Below are 10,180 nucleotides of genomic sequence, written 5' to 3'. Positions count from 1 at the left end.
AGGGGAACGCATTCCAGTTGTGGGAGCGAGCCTGCTCGCGAAGAGGACCTCACACTCACCACAAATCCGCATGAATCTTGCGTTCGATAACCGCCCAAAACCCGCTTTCAGCAATTGAACCCGAACACACAGGCCCTTCACCATTCGAACCAGAAAACCAATAACAACAAGGTTCGACACCATGCTCCAGCGCCCTGCCCCGCCCGGCTGACCGCCACCGCTGCATCTCAGATCTGCATCATGTTGCCTGCGCCGCATCCGCCGCGACAGCGCCGCCGTTCGCCCTAAAAAAACAAGAGAGACCCAAGTCCATGACAGTTTTCCCTGTGCCCTACGCATTGCCCGCTGTGATCGCCCTGGCCATCGCCGGTCTGGCACTGCCAGCCAGCGCCGAAGAAGGCGGCTTCGTTGAAGGCGCCAAGGTCAACCTCAACCTGCGCAACTTCTATATCAACCGCAACTTCACCAACCCGACCAAGGCCCAAGGCAAGGCTGAAGAGTGGACGCAGAGTTTCATCCTCGACGCCAAATCCGGCTTCACCCAAGGCACCGTCGGTTTCGGCATGGACGTACTCGGGCTGTATTCGATCAAGCTCGATGGCGGTAAAGGCACGGGTGGTACGCAGTTGTTGCCGCTGGACCATGACGGGCGCCCGGCGGATAACTTCGGCCGCACCAACGTCGCGTTCAAGGCCAAGCTTTCGCAGACCGAAGTCAAGGTCGGTGAGTGGATGCCCGTGCTGCCGATCCTGCGTTCGGACGACGGTCGTTCGCTGCCGCAGACCTTCCGTGGCGGCCAGATCACCTCGAAGGAAATCGCCGGCCTGACCCTCTATGGCGGCCAGTTCCGCGCCAACAGCCCGCGCGACGACAGCAGCATGAGCGACATGTCGATGACCGGCAAAGCCGCGTTCACCTCTGATCGTTTCAACTTCCAGGGCGGCGAATACCTGTTCAACGACAAGCGCACGCAGATCGGCCTGTGGAACGCGCAGCTCAAGGACATCTACAGCCAGCAGTACCTCAACGTGCTGCACAGTCAGCCGCTCGGCGACTGGACGCTGGGCGCCAACCTCGGATTTTTCTACGGCAAGGAAGATGGCAGCGCGCGTGCCGGCGATCTGGACAACAAGACCTGGTACGGCATGTTTTCGGCCAAGTACGGCGGCAACACGTTCTACCTCGGCCTGCAGAAACTGACCGGCGACAGCGCGTGGATGCGCGTCAACGGCACCAGCGGCGGCACCTTGGCCAACGACAGCTACAACGCCAGTTATGACAACGCTCAGGAACGCTCCTGGCAGTTGCGCCACGACTACAACTTCGCCGCCATGGGCATCCCCGGCCTGACCCTGATGAACCGCTACATCAGCGGCGACAACGTGCACACCGGGACGATCACCGACGGCAAGGAATGGGGTCGCGAATCGGAACTCGGTTACACGGTGCAGAGCGGCACTTTGAAGGATTTGAACGTCAGATGGCGCAACTCGACCATGCGCCGCGACTTCAGCAACAACGAGTTCGATGAAAATCGCCTGATCGTCAGCTACCCGATCAGCCTTCTCTAACCACACATGCCCCACTGTGGGAGCGAGCCTGCTCGCGAAAGCGCAGCTTCAGTCGACATCTCTGTCGAATATGAAATGGTCTTCGCGAGCAAGCTCGCTCCCACATTTGTTTTGTGATCGACACAACTCCAATGTGGGAGCGAGCTTGCTCGCGAAGGCGTAATTTCGGGCGCCATCAATCCCGGGATTCGACTCCTAGCTCATCCCACACCGATTCAGCCAGATGAAACGTCGCATTCGCCGCCGGAATTCCGCAGTAGATCGCGCTCTGCATGATCACTTCCTTGATCTCGCCACGGCTGACGCCGTTGTTGGCCGCTGCGCGCAGGTGCAGTTTCAGTTCGCCCTCGCGGTTCATGCCGATCAGCATGGCGATGGTGATCAGGCTGCGGGTATGGCGGGGCAGGCCCGGGCGGGTCCAGATGTCGCCCCAGGCGTGGCGGGTGATCATCTCCTGGAATTCCGAGTTGAACTCGGTCAGCGTGGTCAGGCTGCGATCGACGTGGGCATCGCCCAGCACCGCGCGGCGTACTTGCATGCCTTCGTCGTAACGTTGTTTCTCGTCCACAAATTCTTCCTCACTGAGCCTGCAGAAACGCCAGCACACGGTCGCTGAAAGCGGCACCGGCCTGCACGTTGGACAAATGCGCCGCATGGAACTCGGCGTACTCGGCACCGCGCACGTGGTCGCGGATGAAGTGCCCGCCGGACGGCGGCGTCACCGCATCTTCGCTGCCGGCAATCACCAGCAACGGCACGTTGATCGAAGCCAGTTGTTCACGGAAATCGGCATCGCGCACGGCCGCGCAGTTGGCCGCATAGCCTTGTGGATTGGTTGCGGCAAGCATGTCGGTAATCTTCTTCGCCGCCTCGGGATGCGCTGCGGAAAAGTCCGGGGTAAACCAGCGCGCAATCGAGGCATCACGCAGCGCGACCATCGCCGCCGGGCCGTCGCGCAACACGGTTTCGATGCGCGGATTCCACACCGACGGATCGCCGATTTTCGCTGCGGTGTTGCACACGATCAGTTTGTGCAGACGATGGCCTGCGTTGATCCCCAGCCACTGACCGATCAGCCCGCCCATCGACAGCCCGCAGAAATGCGCGCGCTCGATATGCAGCGCATCGAGCAGACCGAGCACGTCGCGACCGAGTTGTTCGATGCTGTACGGCCCCTCGGTGACCAGCGATTGCCCATGGCCGCGCGTGTCGAAACGCAGCACGCGGAAATGCTCGGTGAACGCCGGCATTTGCGCGTCCCACATGTGCAGGTCGGTGCCCAGCGAGTTGGACAGCACCAGCACCGGCGCCTCCGCCGGGCCCTCAATTTCATAGTGCAGTTCGCCATCGGCGAGTTGAACGAAAGCCACAGCCCTCTCCTTCAGACAGTCAAAGCGTTGTGTTCAGCCACCGCGCGCTCGACCCAGACTTGCGCCTGGCCAAGGTAATGCGCGGGGTTCAGAAGATCATCGAGCTCAGCGCCACTGAGTTCGGCGGTGACCTGCGGCTCGTCAGCCAGCACCGCACGCAGATGGCGTTGCTCGGCCACCGCGCGTTTGCAGCATTGCTCGAGCAGATGATGCGCGGTGTCGCGGCCGACGCGTTGGGCGAGGACGATGCTCACCGCTTCGGCCAGCACGAGGCCCTGGGTCAATTCGAGGTTGCGGGCCATGCGCGCCGCGTCGACTTCCAGACCGTCGGCCAGCAAGCGCGCCTGGTGCAGCGAACCGGACACCAGGCAGCAGATTTCCGGCAGGGTTTCCCATTCGGCATGCCACAAACCAAGGCTGCGTTCATGTTCCTGCGGCATCGCGCTGAACAGCGTCGACACCAGCCCCGGCACCCGCGTGGCCGCGCCGATCAGCACCGCCGCGCCGACCGGATTGCGTTTGTGCGGCATGGTCGACGAACCACCCTTGCCCGGTGCCGCAGGCTCGAATACTTCCGCTGCTTCGGTCTGCATCAAAAGGCTGATGTCGCGGCCGAATTTGCCGAGGCTGCCGGCGATCAGGCCAAGCACCGCGCCGAATTCGACGATGCGATCACGCTGGGTATGCCACGGTTGCTCGGGCAGCGTCAGTTGCAGCTCTTCGGCCAATGCTTCGGCGATCGGCAACGCCTGTTCACCCAGCGCCGCGAGCGTGCCGGAGGCGCCACCGAATTGCAGCACCAGCAAACGCGGTTTCAGTTGTTGCAGACGCTGACGGCTGCGCGTGACGGCGCCCAGCCATCCAACGATTTTCATACCGAGGGTCACTGGCGTGGCATGTTGCAGCCAGGTGCGCCCGGCCAGTGGCGTGGTAGCGAAACGTTGTGCCTGAGCTGCGAGCGAGTCGGCCAGTTGCGCCAGTTGGTCTTCGATCAGCGCCAGCGCCTGGCGCAATTGCAGGACCAGCCCGGAATCCATCACGTCCTGACTGGTCGCGCCCAGATGCACATAGCGCTCGGCTTCGGCATCGCTCGAGGCGATCTGCTTGCCCAAGGCCTTGACCAGTGGGATCGCCGAATTGCCGGCCGTGGCAATCGCCTCGCCCAGCGCCGCGAAGTCATACAGGCCCGCGTCGCACGCTGTGGCAATCGGTGCCACGGCCGATGAAGGAATCAGCCCGACCCGCGCCTCGGCCCGGGCCAGCGCCGCTTCGAAATCAAGCATCGCCTGCACCCGGCCCTGATCGCAGAACATTTCGCGCATATCGCGGGCGGTGAAGTAGGCATCGAACAATTGATTGCCCGGTCGCTGAGTCATAAACAGTCCTTGCCGGCGCGGGCCTCGCAGCCCGCGCACATGGGTTTACAGATCGTGGTGCAGATACTTCGCCTGCTTGGGCAAACGCAGGCTGAACAGGAAGGCCACCGCCATCATCGCCGTGACGTACCAGTAGAAGGCGTTTTCCATGCCGCCGGCTTTGAGACTCAGGGCAACGAATTCTGCCGAGCCACCGAAGATTGCATTCGCCACTGCGTAAGCCAGGCCGACACCGAGGGCGCGGACTTCCGGCGGGAACATCTCGGCTTTTACCAGACCGCTGATCGAGGTGTAGAAACTGACAATCGCCAGCGCCAGGGTGATCAGTACGAAGGCGAGGAACGGGCTGGTGATGCTTTTCAGGCTGAGCAGAATCGGCACGGTGAACAGCGTGCCGAGGGCGCCGAACCAGAGCATCGAGTTCCGTCGGCCGATCTTGTCGGCGAGCATGCCGAACAACGGCTGCATGCACATATACAGGAACAGCGCGCCGGTCATGATGTAGCTGGCGGTCTTGGCGTGCATCCCGGCGGTGTTCACCAGGTATTTCTGCATGTAGGTGGTGAAGGTGTAGAAAATCAGCGAGCCGCCAGCGGTGTAGCCGAGCACGGTGATGAACGCCGCTTTATGATCGCGGAACAGTGCAGTGATGCTACCGGCGTCTTTGTGCGCACGGGTTTCCTTATTGGTGGTTTCCTTCAGCGAACGACGCAGGAACAGCGAAATCAGCGCCGCCACCGCACCGACCACGAACGGAATCCGCCAGCCGTAGGCACGCAGGTCTTCTTCAGTGAGGAACTGTTGCAGCACCACCACCAGCGACACCGCCAGCAGTTGTCCGCCAATCAGCGTCACGTACTGGAACGAGGCGAAGAAACCGCGCTGGCCCTTGAGCGCAACCTCGCTCATGTAAGTCGCGGTGGTGCCGTATTCGCCGCCCACCGACAGACCTTGCAGCAAACGCGCGAACAGCAACAGCACCGGCGCCCAGACGCCGATGTCCTTGTAGGTCGGCAGGCAGGCAATCAGCAGCGAGCCGAAGCACATCATCAGAATCGAGATGAGCATCGAGTTCTTGCGCCCGTGCTTGTCAGCGACCCGGCCGAAAATCCAGCCACCAATCGGCCGCATCAGGAACCCGGCAGCGAACACGCCAGCGGTGTTGACCAGTTGCACGGTGGGGTTATCGGAGGGGAAAAACGCCGGGGCGAAATAGATCGCGCAGAAGGCGTAGACGTAGAAGTCGAACCATTCGACGAGGTTGCCGGACGAAGCGCCGACGATGGCAAAGATGCGCTTGCTGCGCTCTTCGCCGGTGTAGTGGGAGGTGGTGGTTGTCATTGTTTTTTCACTCGATAGGGACAGTCACAGTCTAGACATACTTTGCAACAGTCCCGTTCCACATCGGATCGTCACCCAAGTCTGGATCAGCCTTTGTGGCGAGGGGATTTATCCCCGCTAAAGTGCGAGGCACTCGCAAATCAGATACACGCGGTTCATCTGAATACCGCGCCGACTGGTTTTTGGGGCTGCTTCGCAGCCCAGCGGGGATAAATCCTCTCACCACAGGGACTCTGTCCTGCACGGGATTTGGGGTGTTCTCTCAATAATCGAAGAACACCGTCTCGGCATCGGTGCCCTGCAGAACTACATTCCACTGGTACACACCCGACGCATCCGCCTTGGCCAGCAACGTCTGGCGACGCTCCGCCGGCACACATTCCAGCAACGGATCAGCAACGTTCGCCGGTTCGCCCTCGAAATAAATCCGCGTCAGCAAGTGCTTGACCAGACCGCGAGCAAACACCAGCACCACCAGATGCGGCGCCTGGGTCGAGCCTTTCAGGCCGGGCACGGTGCCGGGTTTGATCGTGGTGAAACGGAAGCGCCCCTCGGCGTCCACCGGTACCCGGCCAAAGCCTTCGAAATTCGGATCGAGCGGTTTGTCCTGCTGATCTTCCGGGTGGTCGTACTTGCCGGCGGCGTTGGCCTGCCAGACTTCGAGCATGGCGTCGTTGACGACATCGCCATTGCCGTCCACCACTTGGCCGGTGATCGCCACGCGCTCGCCGAGGGTCAGCTCGTTGGCCAGGGTTTCGCGGTTCAGCCAGGTCAGGCCGATGTGGTAATACGGCCCGACGGTGTGGGACGTGGTCGCATAAAGCGTCATCTTATTTCTCCATCGGCGTGGCTTCACGGCCGCGCAGCACGATGTCCCAGCGGTAACCGAGGGCGTAGGACGGAATGGTTTTTTCCAGATCGAAAGCAGCGATCAGGCGTTCCTTGGCCGAGGTGTCCGGCACGCAGTTGTAGATCGGGTCATACGCCAGCAACGGGTCGCCGGGGAAATACATTTGCGTGACCAGACGCGTAAGAATGCTCGGCCCGAACAGGGAAAAGTGGATGTGCGCCGGGCGCCAGGCGTTGTGGTGGTTGCCCCACGGATAGGCGCCGGGCTTGATGGTCTGGAACTGGTACCAGCCGTCGGCATCGGTGACGGTGCGGCCGGTGCCGGTGAAGTTCGGGTCCAGCGGCGCGTCGTGCAGGTCGCGGGCATGGTTGTAGCGGCCGGCGGCATTGGCCTGCCAGATCTCCACCAGAATCCCCGGCACCGGCAGGCCGTCTTCGTCGAGCACGCGGCCGTGAATGATGATGCGCTCGCCCAACGGTTCGCCGTCGTGCTGTGCGGTCAGGTCATTGTCCTTTTCGGCAACGTGTTCGGCGCCGATGGTCGGCCCGGTGATTTCCGATAGCGAGTGCGGCAGGTGCACCAACGGCTTGGACGGCGAGCGCAGGTTGGTGGATTGATACGTCGGGTGCAGGTAGTCAGGCTGAGTGCCTGCCTGTGGGCGACGGTAACCAGGCTTGTCAGTCATTTCGCTTTCCTCAGTTCTTGTAAGTGCCGCAGCGCGTCAGACACGTTCGATGGCCAGGGCCAGACCCTGGCCAACACCGACGCACATGGTCGCCAGACCTTTCTTGCCGCCAGTCTTTTCCAGATGATGCAGGGCGGTCAGCACCAGCCGCGCACCGCTCATGCCCAACGGATGACCGAGGGCAATCGCGCCGCCATTCGGGTTGACCTGCGGCGCATCGTCGGCCAAGCCCAACTCGCGCAATACCGCGAGGCCCTGGCTGGCAAACGCTTCGTTGAGTTCGATCACGTCGAAATCGCTGACCGCGACGCCAAGGCGCTCGGTCAGTTTACGCACCGCCGGCACCGGGCCGATGCCCATCACCCGTGGTGCGACGCCGGCGCTGGCCATGCCGAGCACTTTTGCGCGGGCGGTCAGGCCGTGTTTTTTCACCGCTTCGGCCGAAGCCAGAATCAGCGCAGCAGCACCATCGTTGACCCCGGAGGCATTGCCGGCAGTAACGGTTTTGTCCGCGCCGTTGACCGGTTTCAGCTTGGCCAGTGCTTCGATCGTGGTGTCGGCGCGCGGATGTTCGTCCTGGCTGACCACGGTTTCGCCCTTTTTGTGGGCGATGCGCACTTCGACGATTTCTTCAGCGAAGTAACCGGCAGCCTGCGCGGCGGCGGTACGTTGCTGACTGCGCAGAGCAAAGGCGTCCTGATCTGCGCGCGAAACCCTGTAGTCGTCGGCAACGTTGTCAGCAGTCTGCGGCATGGCATCGACGCCGTACTGCGCCTTCATCAGCGGGTTGATGAAACGCCAGCCGATGGTGGTGTCTTCCAGTTTCATGTTGCGCGAGAACGCCGCGTCGGCCTTGCCCATCACGAATGGCGCGCGGGACATCGATTCGACGCCACCGGCAATCGCCAGCTCCATCTCGCCGCTGGCGATCGCACGGAATGCGGTGCCGATCGCGTCCATGCCCGAAGCGCAGAGGCGATTGAGCGTAACGCCGGGCACGCTGTCCGGCAGACCCGCCAGCAGCAGCGCCATGCGCGCAACGTTGCGGTTGTCTTCGCCGGCCTGGTTGGCGCAGCCGAGGAACACCTCATCGACGGCGTTCCAGTCCACCGATGGATTGCGCTCCATCAGGGCCTTGATCGGCACGGCGGCCAGGTCATCGGCGCGCACGGCGGACAGTGCGCCGCCGAAGCGTCCGATGGGGGTGCGAATCGCGTCGCAGATATACACGTCACGCATCATGCTTCTCCCGGTGCCTGGCCATGGGCGGCAGCGGTGCGCGCTTCCAGATCACGCAGCGCCGTCAGCTCGACTTCGGTCGGCTCAGCGGTGGTTTCAACAGCGTCGGCAAAACGGATCGCCCAACCGGTGGCGGCGACCACTTGCTCGCGGGTCACGCCCGGATGCAGCGCAGTGACCACGAATTCGTGGGTACCCTCCTCCGGTTCCATGATGCACAGGTCGGTGATGATGCCCACCGGCCCGGCGCCCGGCAGGCCGAGACGTTTACGCGAATCGCCACCTTCGCCGTGACCGACCGAGGTGATGAAATCGAGCTTGTCGACAAACGAACGCGCCGACTGTTTAAGGATGATCAGCACGCTTTTCGCCGAACCGGCAATCTCCGGCGCGCCACCGGCACCCGGCAGACGCACTTTCGGCGCGTGGTAGTCGCCGACCACGGTGGTGTTGATGTTGCCGAAACGGTCGACCTGCGCGGCGCCGAGGAAACCAACGTCGATGCGCCCGCCCTGCAGCCAGTAGCGAAAAATCTCACCGGTCGGCACCACCGTGTCGGCGGTCTCGGCCAGCTCACCGTCACCGATCGACAGAGGCAGTACGCTCGGCTTGGCGCCAATCGGGCCGGATTCGTAGATCAGCACTACGTCTGGCGATGAAGTCAGCCGCGCGAGGTTGGCGGCTTTCGATGGCAGGCCGATGCCGACGAAACATACCGAGCCGTTCTTCAGGCGCCGGGCCGCCGCGACGGTCATCATTTCATTGGTGGTGTAAGTCATTACTTGGCCTCCGAAGCAGCGGCCAATTTGGCCTGGAATTCGCTGAAGTCAGCGCAGCCATGGATGTATTCGTTGATCCACGCGGTAAACGTCTCACGGTCGCGAGCGATCGGGTCCCACGCCTGATAGAACCGATTGTCACGCTCGGTGTAACCGTGGGCGTAGGACGGATGCGCGCCACCCGGCACGTGGCAGACCGCGCTCAAGGCCCAGGTCGGCAGTACGCAAGCGTTCATCGGTGCATTGAGGTCGTCGACGATTTCTTCCACGGTGACGATGCAGCGCTTGGCCGCCAGCGCGGCTTCTTTCTGCACACCGAGAATGCCCCAGAGCAACACGTTGCCTTTGCGGTCGGCCTTTTGCGCGTGAATCACGGTGACGTCCGGGCGTACCGAAGGCACTGCCGCCAGCACTTCGCCGGTGAACGGACAGGTCACGGTTTTGATCAGCGGATTGACCTTCGGCAGGTCGGAGCCGGCGTAGGCACGCAGCACCGCGAACGGCAGGCCGGACGCGCCGGCAACGTAGGCGTTGGCGAGGTCGGCGTGGCTGTGTTCTTCGATTTCCAGCGCGTGCGGCCATTGTTTCTCGACCGCGTCACGCAGGCGGTGCAGCGAGCCCACACCCGGGTTGCCGCCCCAGGAGAAAATCAGTTTGCGCGCGCAACCGGCGCCGATCAGTTGGTCGTAGATCAGGTCAGGCGTCATCCGCACCAGCGTCAGATCTTTCTTGCCTTGACGAATGATTTCATGACCCGCTGCCGTAGGGATCAGGTGAGTGAAGCCTTCGAGGGCGACGGTGTCGCCGTCGTTGACGAATTGCTTCACCGCGTCGTGCAGCGAAAGGATCTCAGCCATGGAGCGGGCTCCTGTTCTTGTAAGGAATCGCCAGTGATAAAAAGGCGCGAGGTTCAGCGCCGGAGTCACTGAAGATTAAGCTCGGGAAATTCGCCAAACAATCCGATAATCG

General features: G+C 62.3%; 10 protein-coding genes. 1 reads left to right on the top strand and 9 read right to left on the bottom strand.

Features of this window, described 5'->3' with window-relative positions:
- The first annotated feature begins 311 nt into the window (after positions 1-311).
- Positions 312-1,571 (top strand): OprD family porin, encoded by a 1,260-nt coding sequence (locus OK411_RS07330; protein ID WP_136492109.1) that lies wholly within the window; start codon positions 312-314, stop codon positions 1,569-1,571.
- Positions 1,572-1,746: 175 nt separating this feature from the next.
- On the opposite strand, the gene pcaC is transcribed toward OK411_RS07330, so the two are convergent.
- The 9 genes from pcaC to OK411_RS07285 form a co-directional block, all read right to left on the bottom strand.
- Positions 1,747-2,139, bottom strand: coding sequence for a 4-carboxymuconolactone decarboxylase (gene pcaC / locus OK411_RS07325; RefSeq protein WP_024011942.1), 393 nt, complete (start codon positions 2,137-2,139; stop codon positions 1,747-1,749).
- Between the two features lie 10 nt (positions 2,140-2,149).
- Positions 2,150-2,941: a 3-oxoadipate enol-lactonase gene (pcaD, locus tag OK411_RS07320; protein WP_016771335.1), complete on the bottom strand. Its 792-nt coding sequence runs from the start codon at positions 2,939-2,941 to the stop codon at positions 2,150-2,152.
- Between the two features lie 11 nt (positions 2,942-2,952).
- A complete protein-coding gene (locus OK411_RS07315) occupies positions 2,953-4,317 on the bottom strand; it encodes a 3-carboxy-cis,cis-muconate cycloisomerase (protein WP_264364641.1) in 1,365 nt (454 codons plus the stop codon).
- A 45-nt stretch (positions 4,318-4,362) separates the two neighbouring features.
- A complete protein-coding gene (locus OK411_RS07310; RefSeq protein WP_264364640.1) occupies positions 4,363-5,658 on the bottom strand; it encodes an MFS family transporter in 1,296 nt (431 codons plus the stop codon).
- Positions 5,659-5,920: 262 nt separating this feature from the next.
- Positions 5,921-6,487, bottom strand: coding sequence for a protocatechuate 3,4-dioxygenase subunit alpha (gene pcaG / locus OK411_RS07305; protein ID WP_076566302.1), 567 nt, complete (start codon positions 6,485-6,487; stop codon positions 5,921-5,923).
- Position 6,488: 1 nt separating this feature from the next.
- Complete coding sequence (pcaH, locus tag OK411_RS07300) at positions 6,489-7,193, bottom strand: protocatechuate 3,4-dioxygenase subunit beta (RefSeq protein ID WP_076566301.1); 705 nt, start codon at positions 7,191-7,193, stop codon at positions 6,489-6,491.
- Positions 7,194-7,229: 36 nt separating this feature from the next.
- Positions 7,230-8,435: a 3-oxoadipyl-CoA thiolase gene (gene pcaF / locus OK411_RS07295; RefSeq protein ID WP_264364639.1), complete on the bottom strand. Its 1,206-nt coding sequence runs from the start codon at positions 8,433-8,435 to the stop codon at positions 7,230-7,232.
- On the bottom strand, positions 8,432-9,211 hold the full coding sequence (locus tag OK411_RS07290) for a CoA-transferase subunit beta (protein WP_122612595.1): 780 nt from the start codon (positions 9,209-9,211) through the stop codon (positions 8,432-8,434). Before OK411_RS07290 ends, pcaF begins: the two co-directional genes overlap by 4 nt.
- Entirely contained in the window at positions 9,211-10,068 is an 858-nt protein-coding gene (locus tag OK411_RS07285) for a CoA transferase subunit A (RefSeq protein ID WP_024011937.1), read from the bottom strand. The genes OK411_RS07290 and OK411_RS07285 overlap by 1 nt, the downstream gene beginning before the upstream one ends.
- Between the last annotated feature and the right edge of the window lie 112 nt (positions 10,069-10,180).

Source organism: Pseudomonas sp. RG1, assembly GCF_025910115.1.
Lineage (GTDB): Bacteria > Pseudomonadota > Gammaproteobacteria > Pseudomonadales > Pseudomonadaceae > Aquipseudomonas > Aquipseudomonas atacamensis.
This window is presented reverse-complemented; position numbering and strand designations above follow the sequence as displayed.

What these genes read in the sequence shown, in the direction of transcription:
- OK411_RS07330 (WP_136492109.1), top strand. Translation starts at nt 312, where the DNA reads ATGACAGTTTTCCCTGTGCCCTACGCATTGCCCGCTGTGATCGCCCTG.
- OK411_RS07315 (WP_264364641.1), bottom strand. Translation starts at nt 4,317, where the DNA reads ATGACTCAGCGACCGGGCAATCAATTGTTCGATGCCTACTTCACCGCC.
- OK411_RS07310 (WP_264364640.1), bottom strand. Translation starts at nt 5,658, where the DNA reads ATGACAACCACCACCTCCCACTACACCGGCGAAGAGCGCAGCAAGCGC.
- pcaG (WP_076566302.1), bottom strand. Translation starts at nt 6,487, where the DNA reads ATGACGCTTTATGCGACCACGTCCCACACCGTCGGGCCGTATTACCAC.
- pcaH (WP_076566301.1), bottom strand. Translation starts at nt 7,193, where the DNA reads ATGACTGACAAGCCTGGTTACCGTCGCCCACAGGCAGGCACTCAGCCT.
- pcaF (WP_264364639.1), bottom strand. Translation starts at nt 8,435, where the DNA reads ATGATGCGTGACGTGTATATCTGCGACGCGATTCGCACCCCCATCGGA.
- OK411_RS07290 (WP_122612595.1), bottom strand. Translation starts at nt 9,211, where the DNA reads ATGACTTACACCACCAATGAAATGATGACCGTCGCGGCGGCCCGGCGC.
- OK411_RS07285 (WP_024011937.1), bottom strand. Translation starts at nt 10,068, where the DNA reads ATGGCTGAGATCCTTTCGCTGCACGACGCGGTGAAGCAATTCGTCAAC.